This is a genomic window from Caballeronia sp. NK8 (genome assembly GCF_018408855.1).
Classification (GTDB): domain Bacteria; phylum Pseudomonadota; class Gammaproteobacteria; order Burkholderiales; family Burkholderiaceae; genus Caballeronia.
Window position 1 is genome coordinate 2,569,533 of the sequence record NZ_AP024322.1, and the last position, 18,036, is coordinate 2,587,568.

Genomic DNA, 18,036 nt, shown 5'->3' on the forward strand with positions numbered 1-18,036 from the left:
CGACAAAGGAGATGCAATGACAGAGAAGTCCGTGCTGTTCCACATTGACAGCGAGACGCGCGTCGCGACGTTGACGCTCAATCGTCCCGACAAGCTGAACAGCTTCACACGCGAAATGCATCGCGAGTTGAATCAGGCGCTCACTGAAATCGAGGCGGGCAATGCACGCGCGCTCGTCGTTACAGGCGCGGGACGCGGGTTTTGTGCGGGACAGGATCTCGCTGACCTGGATTTCACGCCGGGCTCGATGTCGGATCTCGGCGATCTCATCGACGAGTACTTCAATCCGCTCGTGCGCAGGCTGCAGGCCATGCGCATGCCCGTCATCGGCGCGGTGAACGGCACGGCTGCAGGCGCCGGCGCGAATCTGGCGATGGCGTGTGACCTCGTCATCGCGGCGCGGTCAGCGAGTTTCATTCAGGCGTTCGTGAAAATCGGCCTCGTGCCGGATTCGGGTGGAACGTGGCTCCTGCCGCGACGCGTGGGCGAAGCGCGCGCGCTCGGCCTCGCGCTGACTGGCGAGAAACTCAGCGCGGAAAAAGCGGAAGCCTGGGGAATCGTGTGGCGCGTCGTCGAGGATGGCGAGTTGCAGCAGGCGGCAGCGCAACTGGCCGCGCAACTCGCGCAGCAGCCGGCGCGCGCGGTCGTCGCGATCAAGCAGGCGATCCGCGCGAGCGCCAACAAGACATTCGATCAGCAACTCGATCTCGAACGCGATCTGCAACGCGAACTGGGTGCGTCGCCCGACTATATCGAAGGCGTCGCCGCGTTCAAGGAAAAGCGCGCGCCGCGCTTCGAAGGTCTGTGAGAACCGAATCAATCTGGAGACGCCTGTGACGCCACAACAACTCGCGGAAGCCACAGCCAAGGCCATGTACGAAGCCGACGCATGCTCGCGCGCGCTCGGCATTGAACTGATCGAAGTACGGCCGGGCTATGCGCGGCTGCAAATGAACGTGCGACCCGACTTCCTCAACGGCCACGCGATCTGCCACGGCGGGCTGATGTTCACGCTGGCGGACTCCGCGTTCGCCTTCGCCTGCAACTCATACAACATCAGCACGGTCGCGGCAGGCTGTTCGATCGAGTTCCTGCGCCCCGTGCAAGGCGGCGATCGTCTGACCGCCGAGGCGATCGAGCAGACGCTGAGCGGCCGCACGGGCATCTACGATATTCGCGTGACGAACCGGGAAGGCGAAGCGGTCGCGATGTTCCGCGGCAAATCGGCACAAATCAGAGGTACCGTGATCCCCGCGTGACGGGACTCGTTCATATAACGGACGCGGCATGAAAAGGCCGCGCCGCATAGTCAGCATCAAGGAGACAGCAATGACCACCCCGCTGCCGCTCGAGCCGATCGAGAAAGCGAGCCGAGACGAACTCGCGGCGTTGCAGCTCGAGCGCCTCAAATGGACGCTCAGGCACGCCTACGAGAACTCGCCGGTGTACAGGCGCAAGTTCGACGAAGCCGGTGTCCATCCGGATGACGTCACATCGCTTTCGGATCTCGCGCGCTTCCCGTTCACGACCAAAAAGGATCTGCGCGACAACTACCCGTTCGGCATGTTCGCCGTGCCGCAGGAGCGTGTCTCGCGCATCCACGCATCGTCAGGGACGACGGGAAAGCCCACGGTCGTCGGCTACACCACTCAGGATCTCGACAACTGGGCGAACCTCGTCGCGCGCTCGATCCGCGCGGCGGGCGCGCGGCGCGGTGACAAGGTCCACGTGAGCTACGGCTATGGACTGTTCACTGGCGGACTCGGCGCGCACTACGGCGCGGAGCGCGCGGGGCTCACCGTCATTCCCTTCGGCGGCGGCCAGACCGAGAAGCAGGTACAGCTGATTCAGGACTTCCGGCCCGACATCATCATGGTCACGCCGAGCTACATGCTCTCGATCGCCGACGAACTGGAGCGCCAGGGAATCGAGCCGGCGAGCTGCTCGCTGCGGATCGGCATCTTCGGCGCGGAGCCGTGGACGAACGACATGCGCCGCGCCATCGAAACGCGCATGGGAATCGACGCCGTCGACATCTATGGGCTCTCGGAAGTCATGGGGCCGGGTGTGGCGTCGGAATGCGCGGAAACCAAGGACGGCCCGACCATCTGGGAAGACCACTTCTATCCCGAGATTATCGATCCGGAAACCGGCGAAGTGTTGCCCGATGGCGAATTCGGCGAACTCGTGTTCACCTCGCTTACGAAGGAAGCCCTGCCGATCATTCGATATCGCACGCGCGATCTGACGCGCCTTCTGCCCGGAACGGCCCGCACGATGCGTCGCATGGAGAAGATCACGGGCCGCTCCGACGACATGATGATCGTGCGCGGTGTCAACGTCTTCCCGACGCAGATCGAAGAGTTGCTGCTCAAGCGTCCCGTGCTCGCGCCGCATTATCAGATCGTGCTCACCAAAGAGGGCCCGCTCGACGTGCTGACGTTGAACGTCGAACCGTGCCCGGAATCGGCGCCGGACGCCACTGCGCTCGACAGCGCAAAGGCCGCGCTCATTTACGACATCAAGGCGCTGATCGGCGTAAGTGCCGTGGTGAACGTGCTTGGGGTGAACGGTATCGAACGTTCGGTCGGCAAGGCGCGGCGCGTGATCGACCGGCGCAACATGACCTGATGAAGTGAAAAAGCTCGCGAGCCGTTACGGCCGCGAGCTTTTTTCATTGCCGCGAGAGAATGCTGAAAGATCAGGAATTCGGCAGCAGCAGCCACATTCTGCCGCCCTGCTTCATGCGTCCCGCGAGATCGCCGGCGTCGTCGCCGAGGCCCCAGAAGTAGTCCGCGCGCACCCCGCCCTTGATCGCCGAGCCCGTGTCCTGCGCGAACACCAGGCGGTTCATCGGCTGGTTGCTGAGCGGACGTGTCGTCTGGAGGAACACGGGCGTGCCGAGCGGAATAGCGGAAGGATCGACCGCGATCGAACGTTCGGGCGTCAGCGGCACGCCGAGCGCGCCGACCGGGCCATCGCCGAGGCTCGCGGGCATCGTTTCGTTCGCCGGCATTTCCCGGAAGAACACGAAGCGCGGATTCACGTCGAGCAGCGCGTCGACGCGCGCGGGGTTCGACTTCGCCCAGGCCTTGATGCCTTGCATCGTCGCTTGCGCGGGCGTGAGTTCGCCGCGATCGAGCAGCTCCTTGCCAATCGACTTATACGGCTGATTGTTCGTGCCACCGAAGCCCACGCGCATCACGCTGCCGTCTTCCATGGTGACGCGTCCCGAGCCCTGCACTTGCAGGAAAAACGCTTCGATCGGATCGTCGACCCACACGAGTTCGTTGCCGGTCAGCACGCCCGAACGTTCGAGTTGCGCGCGCACAGGCAGCGCCGAGCCAGGCTTGTACCGATACGGCCAGCGATACAGCGCGTACTGATACACCCCGTGCCGCGTGCGCGAGCCGCGCAGCAGCGGCTCGTAGTAGCCGGTCACGAGACCGTCGAGCGTGCCGTCGGTGTTGGCGAGCTGAAAAGGCGTGAAATAGGTTTCGAAGAAGCTGCGCGCCGCCGACATGTCGAGGTCGTCGAGCCGCTGCGCCGCCGTGCACGCCTTCTGCCAGTTGGCCTGACGCGCGAGCCGGCTGCAGTTCTGACGCAACGCCGCCGTCGCGCCGATGAGCGAATCGTCCTGCCACCCCGGCACCTGCTGCCAGCTCACCGCCGTCAGGCGCGACGCGGCGCGCTGTCCGGTCGTGATCGGCGTGCCGGGAGTCGCCGTGGCCGGGCCCGGCTTCACGTAATTACCGCCTCCGCACGAGGCGAGCAGGACAGCGGTTGCAATCGATGCGGCCCAGGCCGCCAGTCGCGCGGTCGGCCGCGCGAAACGCATACAATGCTCGTTCTTGATGGGAACCGCCATGTCTGATCTGTTCGACGAATATCCAATGCTTATTTTTGCGCTCGAGTCGCTCGTGGCGCTCGCCTTGCTGATCTTCATCGTCGTATGGACGGCATCGGGCAAGAAGAAAAACCAGAACCGCTCGAACGATCCGGCGAAACGGCGCTGAGCGTCCCTTTCCGCCAGCTCCCGCTCAGTGGAGCGTGCGCGGCATATGCAACGCGAACTCCGCTACCGGCGCCTCGAAACGCTCGCCGTCTTCGGCCACGCAGAAATACTCGCCGCGCATCGTGCCGACGGGCGTCGCGATCACCGCCCAGCTCGTGTATTCGAACTGTTCGCCCGGGGGCAAAAGCGGTTGATGCCCAACGACCCCGAGCCCCTTCACTTCCTGCACGTGGTCGTTGCTGTCAGTGATGATCCAGTGCCGCGAGATCAACTGCGCCGCGACCTCACCGGTGTTACGGATCGTCAGTGTGTAGGCGAATGCGTACTGCCGGCTGTCGGGATCGGACTGCTCCGGCAGGTACCGCGTCTCCACGGAGACGCTGAATTCGTACTGGCTCATCGTAGTTCCAATTCCAGTTCAAATGGCCGCTGCCCCGCCGCGCAGAGAGCCGTGCGGGCGCGCCGCCATTGGTGAGGCATTCTCCTTGATGCTGGCCGCGCCCGCAACACGATTGGAGCCCTCAGCACATCCGCCCGACGCACTGGCCGTTCGGCCGAGGGCACTCCAGGGAAAAACGCGGGTTAAAATCACGCCTTTAGGTCGCTACCCGGTCACCGTCCATGGCGCAATTCCACATCGCTCCCAGCATCCTCTCCGCTGACTTTTCCCGCCTCGGCGAGGAAGTCCGCAATGTCGTCGCCGCCGGCGCCGACTGGATCCACTTCGACGTCATGGACAACCACTACGTGCCGAATCTGACGATCGGCCCGTTGGTGTGCGAAGCCATCCGCCCGCACGTGGACGTGCCCATCGACGTGCATCTGATGGTGCGCCCGGTCGACCGCATCGTGCCCGATTTCGCGAAAGCCGGCGCCAATGTGATCAGTTTTCATCCGGAAGGTTCGGATCACATCGACCGCACGCTCTCGCTGATCCGCGATCACGGCTGCAAGGCGGGCCTGGTGTTCAATCCCGCGACGCCGCTGAATTATCTCGATCACGTGATGGACAAGCTCGATCTCGTGCTGATCATGTCGGTGAATCCGGGCTTCGGCGGGCAGTCGTTCATTCCCGAGGCGCTCAACAAACTGCGCGAGGCGCGCGCGCGAATCAATGCGTATCGCGATCGCACGGGGCGCGAGATCCATCTGGAAGTCGACGGCGGCGTGAAGATCGACAACATCGCTGAAATCGCGGCGGCCGGCGCGGACTCATTCGTCGCGGGCTCGGCCATTTTCGGCAAGCCGGACTACAAACAGGTCATCGACGCGATGCGCGCGGAACTGGCCAAGGCCGAAGCAGGAGCGCAAGCATGAGCGAGATCGCCCCGGCGCAGACGCCGTTTGTGAACCGGCCGATCCGCGCGGCCATCATCGACCTCGACGGCACGATGGTCGATACCGCGGACGATTTCGTCGCCGCGCTGAACGCGATGCTCGCGCGCATCGGCATCGAGACGCCCGTCACGCGCGATGAAGTCACGGACTACGTCGGCAAGGGTTCGGAAAACCTGATTCGCAGCGTGCTGGCGGTGCGGCTGTCGCCGTCGCAGGCGGCCGCGCAATTCGACGACGCGCTCGCGATCTATCAAACCGAATACGCGAAGGTCAACGGCAAGCATTCGACGCTCTTCCCCGAAGTGAAGGAAGGCCTCGAAGCGATGCGTGAAAGCGGCGTCGCGCTCGCGTGCGTGACGAACAAGCCGCATCGGTTCGCGGTGGAGTTGCTCGCGCACTTCGGCATCGCGGATTTCTTCAAGGTGATTCTCGGCGGCGACTCCCTTCCGGCGAAGAAGCCCGATCCGTTGCCGATGCTCACGGCCTGTGAACGACTGGACGTCTTGCCGCGCGAAACCGTGGCGGTCGGAGATTCGGAGAACGACGCGCTCGCGGGCCGCGCCGCGGGCCTCGCGACCCTGACCGTGCCCTACGGTTACAACCACGGGAAACCTGTACAGTCGGTGAAATCCGATGGTATAGTTTCCTCGCTGCGCACCGCAGCACTGGCGATTGCCGCCACTTTGGCGCCGCCGGATACCACCCTGACTGAATAAGTCCATCCATGTTTCTCAACAGAAAACGGAGTCTGAGCAGCATCGACCGGGGAGCCTGGCCCTGGCGTCGCTGGTCGCGCTAACCTCGCCCGAGGTACGCTGAAGCCATGTCGCGTCGTGCTTCATCCGCTTCAGCATCCGTTTTTTGTTTCGCTGCGCGTCCCTGCGCCGTTACCGTCGAATCGTCATACATCGAGCCTCGCTCAGGCACGCGTCGTGTAGTGCTGCGCGAGTCGTCCCCTCCGCTTCAGCCATTCGAAGCGGCCGGACCGTCGTGTGCGATCATCACGGGATTCGACCGACCGCAGCGCCCTGCACTCCCCGATGCCGCGCCACCGTTGACAAGCGCGCGTCGCTCAAGGATCGCAACATGACCGAACTCGAATTCCAATCGCTGGCGAACGAAGGCTACAACCGCATTCCGCTCATCGCCGAAGCGCTCGCCGACCTCGAAACGCCGCTCTCGCTGTATCTCAAGCTCGCGCAGTCCGAGCGCAACGGCGCGAACTCGTTCCTGCTGGAATCCGTCGTGGGCGGCGAGCGCTTCGGGCGCTACTCGTTCATCGGCTTGCCGGCCCGCACGACCGTGAGCGTCCAGAACGGCAAGACGCAAGTCATCACCGACGGCAACGTCGTCGAAACGGATGAAGGCGATCCGCTCACGTTCATCGAGCAGTATCAGAAGCGTTTCAAGGTCGCGACGCGTCCGGGTTTGCCGCGTTTCTGCGGCGGTCTCGCCGGTTACTTCGGATATGACGCGGTGCGTTACATCGAGAAGAAGCTCGCGCACACCGCGCCGCCCGATGATCTCAACCTGCCCGACATTCAACTGCTGATGACGGAAGAGGTCGCTGTCATCGACAACCTCGCGGGCAAGCTCTATCTGATCGTCTACGCCGACCCGACCCGGCCCGAAGCGTATGCGAAAGCGAAGCATCGGCTGCGCGAATTGCGCGCGCGCCTGCGCGTGACGGTGCAGCCGCCGGTGACATCCGCGAGCGTGCGCACCGAAACGTTCCGCGAGTTCAAGAAGGACGACTATCTGAACGCCGTGCGCCGCGCGAAGGAATACATCGCTGCGGGCGAACTGATGCAGGTGCAGGTCGGCCAGCGTCTCATCAAGCCGTTCCGCGACAACCCGCTCTCGCTGTACCGCGCGCTGCGTTCGCTGAATCCGTCGCCGTACATGTACTACTACAACTTCGGCGGCGAAATGCATGTAGTCGGCGCGTCGCCGGAAATTCTCGTGCGTCAGGAAAAGCGCGCGGAAGACCGCATCGTGACGATTCGTCCGCTCGCCGGCACGCGGCCGCGCGGCAACACGCCGGAGCGCGACGCCGAACTCGCCACCGAACTCCTGAACGATCCGAAGGAAGTCGCCGAGCACGTGATGCTGATCGACCTCGCGCGCAACGACGTCGGCCGCATCGCGCAGACGGGATCGGTTGCCGTGACGGACAAGATGATCATCGAAAAGTATTCGCACGTGCAGCACATCGTGAGTTCGGTCGAAGGCACGCTGAAACCCGGCATGAGCAACTTCGACGTGCTGCGCGCAACCTTCCCCGCCGGCACGCTGTCCGGCGCGCCAAAGGTCCGCGCGATGGAACTCATCGACGAACTCGAACCGGTCAAGCGCGGACTGTACGGCGGCGCAGTCGGTTATCTCTCCTTCAGCGGCGAAATGGATCTCGCCATCGCGATCCGCACCGGCCTCATCCACAAAGGCAATCTCTACGTTCAGGCGGCCGCGGGCGTCGTCGCCGATTCGGTGCCGGAATCCGAATGGCAGGAAACGGAGAACAAGGCGCGCGCCGTGCTGCGCGCCGCCGAGCAAGTGCAAGACGGCCTCGACAGCGACTTCTGAGGAGACAAGACCATGCTGCTGATGATCGACAACTACGATTCCTTCACCTACAACCTGGTCCAGTATTTCGGCGAACTCGGCGAGGACGTGCACACGTATCGCAACGACGAAATCACGCTCGATGAAATCGCGAAGCTGAATCCCGAGCGCATCTGCCTCTCGCCCGGACCGAGCAATCCGCAGCACGCGGGCATCACGCTCGACGTATTGCGCGAATTCTCCGGCAAACTGCCGATTCTCGGCGTGTGCCTCGGCCATCAGGCGATCGGCGAAGCGTTCGGCGGACGCGTCGTGCGCGCGCAGACGATCATGCACGGCAAGGTGAGCCAGATCGAAACCGACTGTAGAGGGGTGTTCTCCGATCTCCCCAAACACTTCAATGTGACGCGCTATCACTCGCTCGCCATCGAGCGCGAGTCTTTGCCCGACTGTCTCGAAGTGTCCGCATGGACGCCGGACGGTGAAATCATGGGCGTGCGCCACCGGGAACTCGAAGTGGAAGGCGTGCAGTTCCATCCGGAATCGATTCTTTCCGAGCACGGCCACGCGCTGCTCGAAAACTTCGTGAAAAACTCCTCGACCGGCAAGCGGGCCTGAAAACATGACCATCACCGCACAGGAAGCGCTGCAACGCACGATCGAGCATCGCGAGATTTTCCACGACGAAATGCTGCATCTGATGCGCCAGATCATGCGCGGCGAGATGTCGCCCGTCATGGCCGCCGCGATCATCACCGGCTTGCGCGTGAAGAAGGAAACCATCGGCGAGATCGCTGCTGCCGCAACCGTGATGCGCGAGTTCGCCAATCACGTCGAAGTCGAGGACAACTCGAATTTCGTCGATATCGTCGGCACGGGCGGCGACGGCTCGCATACCTTCAACATTTCCACCGCGTCGATGTTCGTCGCGGCGGCGGCGGGCGCGAAGGTCGCGAAGCACGGCAATCGCGGCGTATCGAGCAAATCGGGCAGCGCGGACGTGCTCGAAGCGCTCGGCGTGAATATCGATCTGACGCCGGAACAAGTGGCCGCGTCGATTGCCGAAACCGGCATGGGCTTCATGTTCGCGCCGAATCATCATCCGGCGATGAAAAACATCGCGCCGGTGCGCCGCGAACTCGGCGTGCGTACCATCTTCAATATTCTCGGGCCGTTGACCAATCCGGCCGGCGCGCCGAACCAGCTTCAGGGCGTGTTCCACGAAGACCTCGTCGGCATTCAGGTGCGTGTGATGCAGCGGCTCGGTGCAAAGCACGTGCTGGTGGTGTACGGCAAGGACGGCATGGACGAAGTGTCGCTCGGCGCCGCGACGAAAGTCGGCGAGCTGAAGCATGGCGAAGTGACCGAGTACGAAATCCATCCGGAGGACTTCGGCCTGCAGATGGTGTCGAACCGCACGCTGAAAGTGCAGGACGCGCAGGAATCGAAGGCGATGCTGCTCGGCGCGCTGAACAACAAGGCGGGCGTCGCGCGCGAGATCGTCACATTGAACGCCGGCACGGCGCTTTATGCTGCGGATGTCGCCGAGACGATCGAAGCTGGCATGGCAGCCGCGCGCGAAGCAATCGAAAGCGGCGCGGCGCGCGAGAAGATCGAAACGCTCGTGACATTCACGCAGCAGTTTGCGAAGAAATAACGGAAGCCAATATGAGTGACATTCTGGATCGCATCATCGCGGTCAAGCGCGAGGAAATCCGCGCCGCCGAACTGAGCGCGCCGCTCGAAGAGCTGAAGCTCGAAGCCAGCGCGCGCGACCTGCGCGATTTCACCGGCGCGTTGCGTGCCAAGCACGCGGCAAATCAGGCTGCGGTGATCGCCGAGGTGAAGAAGGCGAGCCCGTCGAAAGGCGTGTTGCGCGAACACTTCGTGCCCGCCGACATCGCGCGCTCGTACGAAAAAGGCGGCGCCGCGTGCCTTTCCGTGCTCACCGACGTGCAGTTCTTCAAGGGCAGCGTCGCCTATCTGGAGGAAGCGCGCGCCGCGTGCAGCCTGCCGGTGCTGCGCAAGGACTTCATCATCGATCCGTATCAGATCATGGAAGCGCGCGCGATGGGCGCGGACTGCATTCTGCTGATCGCCGCCGCGCTCGAGCTTTCGCACATGCAGGACCTCGAAGCGTACGCGCATTCGCTCGGGCTCGCGGTGCTCGTCGAAGTGCACGATGCAGACGAACTGCGCGACGCGCTCACGCTGAAGACGCCGCTCATCGGCATCAACAATCGCAATCTGCGCACGTTCGAAACCACGATCGACACGACCATCGGCATGCTGGAACAGGTGCCGGATGACCGGATCGTCGTGACGGAATCGGGCATTCTGTCGCGTCTGGATGTCGACCGGCTGCGCGCGATGCGCGTGCATACCTTCCTCGTCGGCGAAGCGTTCATGCGCGCCGACGATCCTGGCGCGGAACTCGCGCGCATGTTCTTCTGAACGCCATGGGAATCGAACGGGAACTCAAGCTCGCGCTCGCGCCGTCGCAACACGACGACGTCGCGCGCTTCTTCGACGAGCGCACCGGCGCGGGCAAGCCTATCGAGCTTGCCAACGTCTATTTCGATACGCCGGACTGCGCGCTCGCGAAGGCAAAGTCCGCGCTGCGCCTGCGCCGCACGCCCGAGCAGTGGCTGCAGACCTACAAGACGCTCGGAAAATCGGTGGCTGGTCTGAGCAATCGGCAAGAATGGGAATTGCCGGTCGAAGGCGAAGCGCTCGAATTCGGCACGCTGCTCGACGCATGCGACGACGACGCCGCGCACGAAGCGCTGGAACGCGCCGCGCCGGATGTCATCGCGCTCTTCAAGACCGACTTCAGGCGCCTCGTGTGGGACATCGAGCGCGAGGGTTCGCAGATCGAAGTGGCGCTGGATCTCGGCGAAATCACCGCCGATGTCGATGGCGAAACGCGTCGCGCGGAAATCAGCGAACTCGAACTCGAACTGAAATCCGGCGAAGAAAGCGCGCTCTCGATGCTCGCGGCGGAATTGCGCGGCGCGTTTCCCGAGCTCGTGCCCGAAGATCTCAGCAAGGCCCAGCGCGGTTATCTTCTGCGCGAACCATCCGAAAAAAACCGCAACGCGTGAGCATGACTCAACCGGCATGAATCAGCAGCCTTCCCTCTTCGCGGATAACGAACCCGCGGCTGCGTCGGATGTCACGACGCTCGAAAGCCAGTTCGACGCGCTGCCCGCCGACTGGCGCCGCCATCTGAAGCCGTTCATCGACGGCAAGCACTATGCGGCGCTATGCGCGTTCGTCGATGCCGAGCGCGCCGCCGGAAAGACGGTCTATCCCGCCGATGTCTTTCGCGCGCTGCGTCTCACGAGTCCCGGCGACGTGAAAGTCGTGATTCTCGGGCAAGACCCGTATCACGGCGAAGACAAGGGCGCGCCGCAAGCGCATGGCCTCGCGTTCTCGGTGCCCGCGCCGGTGCGGCCGCCGCCGTCGTTGCGCAACATCTTCAAGGAAATCCACGCGAGCCTCGGTTTTCCGGCGCCCGCGCACGGATGCCTCGATTCGTGGGCGAAACAGGGCGTGTTGCTGCTCAATACGTCGCTGACCGTCGAGCGCGACAAGGCCGGCAGCCACGCGAAGCGCGGCTGGGAGCAATGCACCGACACGCTGATCCACGAAATGGCGCAGCGTCACGACGGCCTCGTGTTCATGCTGTGGGGCGCGCATGCTCAGGCGAAGCGCGGCTTGATCGAAGGCACGGGGAAATCGCATTGCGTGCTGGAAGCGGTGCATCCCTCGCCGTTGTCGGCGTATCGCGGATTTTTCGGTTGCGGACATTTCGCGCTCGCCAACGACTATCTGACGAAGCACGGTCGCGAGCCGATCGACTGGCGCTTGCCCGCCGAGCCGGAATTGCTCGCCTGAAAAGCAAAAAACCCCGCATCAGCGGGGTTTTTTATCGAAGCGGAGACGCTTAAACAGCCGCGATGGCCTCACGCGCCGACGCCAGCGCCGCGCCAGCCGCGTCCGGGCCCATGTTCAGGCCTTCGGCGTAGATGAAGTTCACGTCGGTCATACCGAGGAAGGCAAGGAACGTCTTCAGATACGGCGTCTGCGAATCATGCGGCGTGCCCGCGTACTTGCCGCCGCGCGCCGAGACCACGTACACCTTCTTGCCCTTCACGAGACCTTCCGGACCGTTCGCGGTGTAGCTGAACGTGATGCCAGCACGCGCGATCCAGTCGAAGTACGTCTTCAGTTGCGACGAGATGCCGAAGTTGTACAGCGGCGCCGCGATCACGACGATATCCGCCGCTTGCAGTTCGTTGATCAGCGCTTCGCTCTTCGCGTTGATCGCGACCTGTTCCGCGCTGCGCTGATCGGCGGGCGTGAAGAACGCGCCGAGCGTGGCGTCGTCGAGGTGCGGCAGGCTGTCGCCGAGCAGATTGCGCACAACCACCTTCGCGCCTGCTTTGGCTTGTTGCAGTTTTGCGGTCAGTTCATCGGCGAGCAGCGTCGATTGAGCACCTTGCGAACGGGCGGCGGAGTTGATTTGCAGAATCGTCGTCATGATGGCTTCCTATCTCTATGAGGTTTCGGGCGCCCTCGGCGTCCGGCTTAGGAAGCATTCTTCGTGTTTCGGCGTCCGGGAAAAAGCCGTGCGGTCATGACGGATCGTTGCACCAGTAGAACAATCCGCCAGACCCCGCCGAATCAGCCTTTCAGCCAGCGCTCGCGCCATTGTTTCGACGGGCCGCGTCCGTCGATGGCCGTCAGCACGTAGCGCGCGACTTCCGGCCCGTCGAGCTTCAGGTCGGTGCGGCGCAGTTCCTCGCGGCGGAACGCGTGCACTTCCACCTTCGCGCCCGGCAGATAGCGCGACAGCAGCGCGTCGAGATTCGATCCGGTGACGCGCAGCCCGTCGATCGCGACGAGCACGTCGCCCGCCGACAAGCCCGCCTTCTGCGCCGCGCTGCCTTCGTGGACGACGGCGAGCGTGCAATCCGCGCCGCCGCGTACGCGCACGCCGAGCGACGGCTTGACCGACACCCCGTTGCCCGGCAAATCGGGCGCGAGCGCAATGCCGAACGGCTCGAACAGCGCATCGAGCGGCAGATCGCGCGTGCCGCGCACGCAGTCGCGGAACAGCGAGCGCAGGTCCGCGCCGGTCGCTTCGGCGAAGAGCGCCTCGACGTCCCCTTCCGGAATGCCGCGCGGCTTGCCGTTGTAGAACTCGCGGCCGTAGCGCTGCCACAGAAGGCGCATCACGTCGTCGAGCGATTTGCGGTTGCCCGTTTGCGCGCGAATCGACAGATCGAACGCAAGCGCGACGAGCGAGCCCTTCTGGTAATAGCTGACGATCGCGTTCGGCGCGTTTTCGTCGGCGCGGTAGTACTTCACCCACGCATCGAACGAGCTTTGCGCGACGGATTGCTTCAGACGCCCGCTGCCACGCAGCACGCCGCCGATCGTCTTGCCGAGCAGGCTGAAGTAGTCGCCCGCCGAAATCAGTCCGCTGCGCACGAGCATCAGGTCGTCGTAATAGGACGTGAAGCCTTCGAAGAGCCACAGCAGCGTCGTGTAATTTTCCTGCGACAGATCGTACGGCGCGAACGCGGCCGGTTTGATGCGCTTCACGTTCCACGTATGGAAGTATTCGTGGCTGCACAGCCCGAGATAGGTGCGATAGCCCTCGGTCACTTCCGGACGGCCCTGGGCCGGCAAATCCGTGCGATTGCAGATCAGCGCCGTCGATGCGCGATGTTCGAGCCCGCCGTAACCATCGCCGACGGCGACGGTCATGAACACGTAGCGGTCCATCGGCGCTTTCTTCGTGCGCGGCTCGAAAAGCGCGATCTGCGCTTCGCACACGCGCTTCAGGTCGGCCGCGAGCCGGTTCATGTCGAGATTGACGACGCGTCCCGAGATCACGATGTCGTGCTTCACGCCGTGCGCGTTGAAGCTGCCGAGCGCGAATTCGCCGAGCGCGACCGGATGATCGACGAGTTCGTCGTAATTCGCCGCCTCATACGTGCCGAAGCCGTAGCGCTTCGTGCCGCGCGCTTCCGCGAGCGCCGTCGCGACGCGCCAGTTGCGATATGCGCCGCCCTGCGGCGGCTGGATATCGACGATGCACGGCGTGCCCGACTGCCCTTCCACGGCGAGGAACGTACTCGTGCCGTTGAAAAAGCCGACCGTGTCGTCCAGATGCGCGGCGCGCACCGACATGTCCCACGCGTAGACCTCGTAGCGCAGCGTGATCGGACCGTCGACCGGCGCCGCCTGCCACGCGTGCTTGTCGGTCTTTTCGATGGCGACCCTGCGGCCCGCCGCGTTGAACGCCTGCAGCGTGACGATATTGCGCGCGAACTCGCGGATCATGTAGCTGCCCGGAATCCAGACCGGCAGCATGAAGCGCTGGCCGGCGGGATCGGGCTCAGCGACGGTCAGCGTCACTTCGAAGAGATGCGCCGCGGGATTCTTCGGAACGATGCCATAGCGGATGGGCTGCACCGTTTGCATGAGCGTAGTCATCTCGATGTCCTTGTTCTTGTTCTGGGCGCGTGATTAGGATGAGCGCGCCCGACGCCTTGCTTCCGCCTTTCTTCATTACGCTGCGCTTTCGCAAAAGCAAGGCCGTAAAAACACAGGAGGCGCACGACGCGCCTCCCTTCTTCGTTTAGCCCCGCGCTCAGTGCACGGCCGACAGTTCTTTTTCGAGCCGGTCGGCGGGCACGGCGCCCGGCAGACGGCGGCCGTCGGTGAGAAACACGGTCGGCGTGCCGGTGACGTTCATCGAGCGGCCGAGCTTCAGGTTCTTGTCGATCGCGGTCGTGTCGCAAGTGCCCGCGGTGGTGGGCGCCTTGTGATCGAGCATCCAGCCTTCCCACGTCGTGCCGCGATCCTTCGAGCACCAGATCGACTTCGACTTGGCGGTCGAATCGGGCGACAGCACGGGATACAGGAAGGTGTAGACCGTCACGTTATCGATCGACTTCAGCGTCGATTCGAGCTGCTTGCAGTACGGACAGTTCGGATCGGAGAACACCGCGATCTTGCGGCTGCCATTCCCCTTTACGACCTTCACCGCGTTCTCGAGCGGCAGCTTTGCGAACTCGATTTTGTTGGTGTCCGCGAGCCGCGCCTCGGTGAGATTCTTGCTGTTGCGCGTATCGACGAGATCGCCGATCAGGACGTAGTTTCCGGTTGCATCGCTATAGACGATCTGCGAGCCGAGATTCACTTCGTAGAGCCCCGGCACGGGCGTCTTCTCGATGCTCTTGATGGTGGCGTCGCCCATGCGCGATTCGAGCGTGGACTTGATCTTGTCGGTGGTCTGATCGGCCTGCGCCGAGCAGCCGATGCCGAGCGTCGCGGCGAGCGCCGCGGCCGTGGCGAGAGCGAAGCGGAAGGTGGTTTTCATGCGGGTTCCTGTGAGTCGCCTGAGCGTGACGCGAGCGCCGCGCCTGTGGAATATCGATGGAGTATTTCAACCGAGCGCCGCCGACACCAGCCAGCGCTTGACGAGCGGCTGCGCGCCGACGAACGCCATGCCGGTGTTGCGGACCGCGCGCGCGAGCGTGCCCGGCACGGCAAAGAGACGCTGCAGGCCATCGGTTGCGAACATGAGCTTCTGGATGTCTTCGCGGCGCGCGCGCTCATAGCGGCGCAGCAGGATCGGATCGCCGAGATCACGGAACGACTCCTTGTTCGCGATGACATCCGCCAGCGCGGCCACGTCGCGCAGGCCGAGGTTCATGCCCTGCCCGGCTAGCGGATGGATCAGATGCGCGGCGTCGCCGACGAGCGCGACGCGCGGCGCGATCAGTTTGTCGACGGTTTGCAGCCCGAGCGGAAAGCCTTGCGCGGACGTGACGCAATCGAGCGCGCCGAGCGTGTTTTGTGTCGCCTGTTCGACTTGCGCCGAGAGTTGCGCGGGATCGAGCGCGAGCAGTTCGTCGGCGTGCTCCGTGCGCGCGGACCAGACGAGCGATACGTGATCGCCCGGCAGCGGCAGGAGCGCGATGATTTCGGTATCGCGAAACCATTGATACGCGGTCTCGCCGTGCGGCCGCTCGGCCTTGAAATTGGCGACGACGCCGGTTTGCCGGTAATCGCGACGATTCATCTTCGCGCCCATTTGCGCGCGCACCCATGAATGCGCGCCATCGGCGCCGACGATCAGATCCGTTTCGAGCATTTCGCCGCTCGCGAGCGCGATGTGCGCCGCGTCGGCTTCGACCGTCATCCCTTGCGCGCGCGATTCGAACCACGACAGGCTCGGCTGAAAGCGCAGCGCGGTGTCGAGCGATTCTTCGATAAGCGACGATTCCACGATCCACGCAAGCTGCGGCACCGATGCCTGAAAAGCCGAAAAGTGCAGTTCCGCGTGGGCATCGCCGAACACGCGCATGTCGAAGACAGGACCGAGACGCGATCGATCGAGCGCCTGCCAGACGCGCAGGCGTTCCAGCAGCGTCTGCGAGCTCGACGACAGCGCGTAGATGCGCGAATCGAACGCGGCGCCCGGCGGCAGGCCGGTTGCGCGCGCCGCGATGAGCGCGGTGCGCAGCCCGGATTGCGCGAGCGCGAGCGCGGCCGTCTTGCCGACGAGCCCGCCGCCGACCACGACCGCGTGAAATTTGAGGGGATGCGAAGTCATCCGGGCATTATAGCCGTGGGGTACGAACGGGTTTGCCCACGGCGCGAGGCCTGGCGGGCGGAGCTAGGCGGCCCGGCGCGGCGTTACAATAGCGGTTTGCCCGGCCGCCGGATGCGGCCGCAGCGTGGCGGGCGGTTCTCGCCCGCTCATTGCGCACCATTTTTGACGAAACCCGCGCGGCCCGCGCCGTCTCACCAGTTCGAAGGATCCCATGAGCCTCCAATGCGGCATCGTCGGCTTGCCCAACGTCGGCAAGTCCACACTTTTCAATGCTTTGACCAAGGCGGGCATCGCCGCCGAGAACTATCCGTTCTGCACGATCGAGCCGAATGTCGGCGTGGTCGAAGTGCCGGACGCGCGCCTGAACGCACTCGCCGAAATCGTGAAGCCCGAGCGCATCCTGCCGGCGGTGGTCGAGTTCGTCGATATCGCGGGTCTCGTCGCGGGCGCGTCGAAGGGTGAAGGCCTCGGCAACCAGTTCCTCGCGAACATCCGCGAAACGGACGCGATCACGCACGTCGTGCGCTGCTTCGACGACGAGAACGTGATCCACGTCGCGGGCAAGATCGATCCGATCGCGGATATCGAAGTCATCAACACCGAACTCGCGCTCGCCGATCTGTCGACGGTCGAAAAGGCATTCACGCGTTACTCGAAGGCGGCGAAGTCGGGCAACGACAAGGAAGCTGCGAAGCTCGTCGCCGTGCTCGAGAAAGTGCGCGCGCAACTGGATCAGGCGAAGCCGGTGCGCGGTCTGTCGCTGACCGACGAAGAACAGTTGACCATCAAGCCGTTGTGCCTGATCACGTCGAAGCCCACGATGTACGTCGCGAACGTGAAGGACGATGGCTTCGAGAACAACCCGTATCTCGACGCGGTGCGCAAGCACGCGGAAGCGGAGAACGCGCCGGTGGTCGCGGTGTGCGCGGCGATCGAAGCGGAAATCGCCGACCTCGAAGATGCCGACAAGCAAGACTTCCTGGCTGATATGGGCATGGACGAGCCGGGTTTGAACCGCGTGATTCGCGCGGGTTTCAAGCTGCTCGGTTTGCACACGTACTTCACGGCGGGCGTGAAGGAAGTGCGCGCGTGGACGATTCATATCGGCGATACGGCGCCGCAGGCCGCGGGCGCGATTCATACGGATTTCGAACGTGGCTTCATTCGCGCGCAGACGATTTCGTTCGATGACTACATCGCTTATAAGGGCGAGCAAGGCGCGAAGGAAGCCGGGAAGATGCGGGCGGAAGGGAAGGAGTATGTGGTGCATGACGGGGATGTGATGAACTTTTTGTTCAACGTCTAAGCGTCAAGAACTGTCGACACTGCCTGCCTCGCAAAGCGGAGTACCCGATAAAAGGGACTCCGCTTTTTTCTTTTGCGGACGAGGCAGCGCGGTCGCGAGCTGGCAGTGACGGAAACGCACCGCGAAGTACAATGCGACATAACCCCGCCCGCGCCGCCTGACGCGGCCCCGGGAACG

The 18,036-nt window shown here is 63.7% G+C and carries 18 protein-coding genes; 12 read left to right on the plus strand and 6 right to left on the minus strand.

Features of this window, described 5'->3' with window-relative positions; translation table 11 throughout:
• Positions 1-16 precede the first annotated feature (16 nt).
• The 3 genes from paaG to paaK all read left to right on the plus strand — a co-directional run bounded on the left by paaG (position 17) and on the right by paaK (position 2,631).
• Entirely contained in the window at positions 17-808 is a 792-nt protein-coding gene (gene paaG, locus NK8_RS12210) for a 2-(1,2-epoxy-1,2-dihydrophenyl)acetyl-CoA isomerase PaaG (RefSeq protein WP_162066379.1), read from the plus strand.
• A gap of 64 nt (positions 809-872) precedes the next feature.
• The gene (paaI, locus tag NK8_RS12215) at positions 873-1,259 is read left to right on the plus strand and encodes a hydroxyphenylacetyl-CoA thioesterase PaaI (RefSeq protein WP_225936253.1); all 387 of its coding nucleotides are present in this window, start codon (positions 873-875) and stop codon (positions 1,257-1,259) included.
• A 70-nt stretch (positions 1,260-1,329) separates the two neighbouring features.
• Positions 1,330-2,631: a phenylacetate--CoA ligase PaaK gene (gene paaK / locus NK8_RS12220; RefSeq protein WP_213226500.1), complete on the plus strand. Its 1,302-nt coding sequence runs from the start codon at positions 1,330-1,332 to the stop codon at positions 2,629-2,631.
• Between the two features lie 70 nt (positions 2,632-2,701).
• On the opposite strand, the gene NK8_RS12225 is transcribed toward paaK, so the two are convergent.
• Positions 2,702-3,946 (minus strand): murein transglycosylase A, encoded by a 1,245-nt coding sequence (locus NK8_RS12225; RefSeq protein ID WP_213226501.1) that lies wholly within the window; start codon positions 3,944-3,946, stop codon positions 2,702-2,704.
• Positions 3,947-4,040: 94 nt separating this feature from the next.
• Positions 4,041-4,415, minus strand: coding sequence for a Co2+/Mg2+ efflux protein ApaG (gene apaG / locus NK8_RS12230; RefSeq protein WP_162066383.1), 375 nt, complete (start codon positions 4,413-4,415; stop codon positions 4,041-4,043).
• A gap of 221 nt (positions 4,416-4,636) precedes the next feature.
• Between apaG and rpe the strand changes: the two genes are divergently transcribed.
• The 8 genes from rpe (at position 4,637) to NK8_RS12270 (ending at position 11,815) form a co-directional block, all read left to right on the plus strand.
• The gene (rpe, locus tag NK8_RS12235) at positions 4,637-5,332 is read left to right on the plus strand and encodes a ribulose-phosphate 3-epimerase (protein ID WP_213226502.1); all 696 of its coding nucleotides are present in this window, start codon (positions 4,637-4,639) and stop codon (positions 5,330-5,332) included.
• Positions 5,329-6,069 carry a phosphoglycolate phosphatase gene (locus NK8_RS12240; RefSeq protein WP_162066385.1) on the plus strand — a complete coding sequence of 247 codons (741 nt, stop codon included), beginning with the start codon at positions 5,329-5,331 and terminating at the stop codon, positions 6,067-6,069. The genes rpe and NK8_RS12240 overlap by 4 nt, the downstream gene beginning before the upstream one ends.
• A 370-nt stretch (positions 6,070-6,439) precedes the next feature.
• On the plus strand, positions 6,440-7,936 hold the full coding sequence (gene trpE / locus NK8_RS12245; RefSeq protein ID WP_213226503.1) for an anthranilate synthase component I: 1,497 nt from the start codon (positions 6,440-6,442) through the stop codon (positions 7,934-7,936).
• 12 nt (positions 7,937-7,948) lie between these two features.
• Positions 7,949-8,533, plus strand: a complete 585-nt coding sequence (locus tag NK8_RS12250; protein WP_162066387.1) for an aminodeoxychorismate/anthranilate synthase component II — start codon at positions 7,949-7,951, stop codon at positions 8,531-8,533.
• A 4-nt stretch (positions 8,534-8,537) separates the two neighbouring features.
• On the plus strand, positions 8,538-9,572 hold the full coding sequence (gene trpD, locus NK8_RS12255; RefSeq protein ID WP_213226504.1) for an anthranilate phosphoribosyltransferase: 1,035 nt from the start codon (positions 8,538-8,540) through the stop codon (positions 9,570-9,572).
• An 11-nt stretch (positions 9,573-9,583) separates the two neighbouring features.
• On the plus strand, positions 9,584-10,369 hold the full coding sequence (trpC, locus tag NK8_RS12260) for an indole-3-glycerol phosphate synthase TrpC (RefSeq protein ID WP_162066389.1): 786 nt from the start codon (positions 9,584-9,586) through the stop codon (positions 10,367-10,369).
• A gap of 5 nt (positions 10,370-10,374) precedes the next feature.
• Positions 10,375-11,019, plus strand: coding sequence for a CYTH domain-containing protein (locus NK8_RS12265; RefSeq protein ID WP_213226505.1), 645 nt, complete (start codon positions 10,375-10,377; stop codon positions 11,017-11,019).
• Between the two features lie 16 nt (positions 11,020-11,035).
• Positions 11,036-11,815 (plus strand): uracil-DNA glycosylase, encoded by a 780-nt coding sequence (locus NK8_RS12270; protein ID WP_213226506.1) that lies wholly within the window; start codon positions 11,036-11,038, stop codon positions 11,813-11,815.
• A gap of 49 nt (positions 11,816-11,864) precedes the next feature.
• Here the strand turns inward: NK8_RS12270 and NK8_RS12275 are convergent, their stop codons facing one another.
• From NK8_RS12275 to NK8_RS12290, 4 genes are all read right to left on the minus strand, one after another.
• Entirely contained in the window at positions 11,865-12,461 is a 597-nt protein-coding gene (locus NK8_RS12275; protein ID WP_213226507.1) for an FMN-dependent NADH-azoreductase, read from the minus strand.
• 143 nt (positions 12,462-12,604) lie between these two features.
• The gene (locus NK8_RS12280; protein WP_213228642.1) at positions 12,605-14,404 is read right to left on the minus strand and encodes a M61 family metallopeptidase; all 1,800 of its coding nucleotides are present in this window, start codon (positions 14,402-14,404) and stop codon (positions 12,605-12,607) included.
• 178 nt (positions 14,405-14,582) lie between these two features.
• Positions 14,583-15,314, minus strand: a complete 732-nt coding sequence (locus tag NK8_RS12285; RefSeq protein ID WP_213226508.1) for a DsbC family protein — start codon at positions 15,312-15,314, stop codon at positions 14,583-14,585.
• A 66-nt stretch (positions 15,315-15,380) separates the two neighbouring features.
• Positions 15,381-16,553 (minus strand): UbiH/UbiF family hydroxylase, encoded by a 1,173-nt coding sequence (locus NK8_RS12290; protein WP_213226509.1) that lies wholly within the window; start codon positions 16,551-16,553, stop codon positions 15,381-15,383.
• Positions 16,554-16,764: 211 nt separating this feature from the next.
• On the opposite strand from NK8_RS12290, the gene ychF reads away from it, so the two are divergent.
• Complete coding sequence (ychF, locus tag NK8_RS12295; protein WP_213226510.1) at positions 16,765-17,859, plus strand: redox-regulated ATPase YchF; 1,095 nt, start codon at positions 16,765-16,767, stop codon at positions 17,857-17,859.
• The last annotated feature ends 177 nt before the right edge of the window (positions 17,860-18,036 follow it).

Bases quoted from the DNA above. Each gene is read 5' to 3' on its own strand.
- paaG (WP_162066379.1), top strand. From the start codon at position 17: ATGACAGAGAAGTCCGTGCTGTTCCACATTGACAGCGAGACGCGCGTC.
- paaI (WP_225936253.1), top strand. From the start codon at position 873: ATGTACGAAGCCGACGCATGCTCGCGCGCGCTCGGCATTGAACTGATC.
- paaK (WP_213226500.1), top strand. From the start codon at position 1,330: ATGACCACCCCGCTGCCGCTCGAGCCGATCGAGAAAGCGAGCCGAGAC.
- NK8_RS12225 (WP_213226501.1), bottom strand. From the start codon at position 3,946: ATGAAGATCAGCAAGGCGAGCGCCACGAGCGACTCGAGCGCAAAAATA.
- apaG (WP_162066383.1), bottom strand. From the start codon at position 4,415: ATGAGCCAGTACGAATTCAGCGTCTCCGTGGAGACGCGGTACCTGCCG.
- rpe (WP_213226502.1), top strand. From the start codon at position 4,637: ATGGCGCAATTCCACATCGCTCCCAGCATCCTCTCCGCTGACTTTTCC.
- NK8_RS12240 (WP_162066385.1), top strand. From the start codon at position 5,329: ATGAGCGAGATCGCCCCGGCGCAGACGCCGTTTGTGAACCGGCCGATC.
- trpE (WP_213226503.1), top strand. From the start codon at position 6,440: ATGACCGAACTCGAATTCCAATCGCTGGCGAACGAAGGCTACAACCGC.
- NK8_RS12250 (WP_162066387.1), top strand. From the start codon at position 7,949: ATGCTGCTGATGATCGACAACTACGATTCCTTCACCTACAACCTGGTC.
- trpD (WP_213226504.1), top strand. From the start codon at position 8,538: ATGACCATCACCGCACAGGAAGCGCTGCAACGCACGATCGAGCATCGC.
- trpC (WP_162066389.1), top strand. From the start codon at position 9,584: ATGAGTGACATTCTGGATCGCATCATCGCGGTCAAGCGCGAGGAAATC.
- NK8_RS12265 (WP_213226505.1), top strand. From the start codon at position 10,375: ATGGGAATCGAACGGGAACTCAAGCTCGCGCTCGCGCCGTCGCAACAC.
- NK8_RS12270 (WP_213226506.1), top strand. From the start codon at position 11,036: ATGAATCAGCAGCCTTCCCTCTTCGCGGATAACGAACCCGCGGCTGCG.
- NK8_RS12275 (WP_213226507.1), bottom strand. From the start codon at position 12,461: ATGACGACGATTCTGCAAATCAACTCCGCCGCCCGTTCGCAAGGTGCT.
- NK8_RS12285 (WP_213226508.1), bottom strand. From the start codon at position 15,314: ATGAAAACCACCTTCCGCTTCGCTCTCGCCACGGCCGCGGCGCTCGCC.
- NK8_RS12290 (WP_213226509.1), bottom strand. From the start codon at position 16,553: ATGACTTCGCATCCCCTCAAATTTCACGCGGTCGTGGTCGGCGGCGGG.
- ychF (WP_213226510.1), top strand. From the start codon at position 16,765: ATGAGCCTCCAATGCGGCATCGTCGGCTTGCCCAACGTCGGCAAGTCC.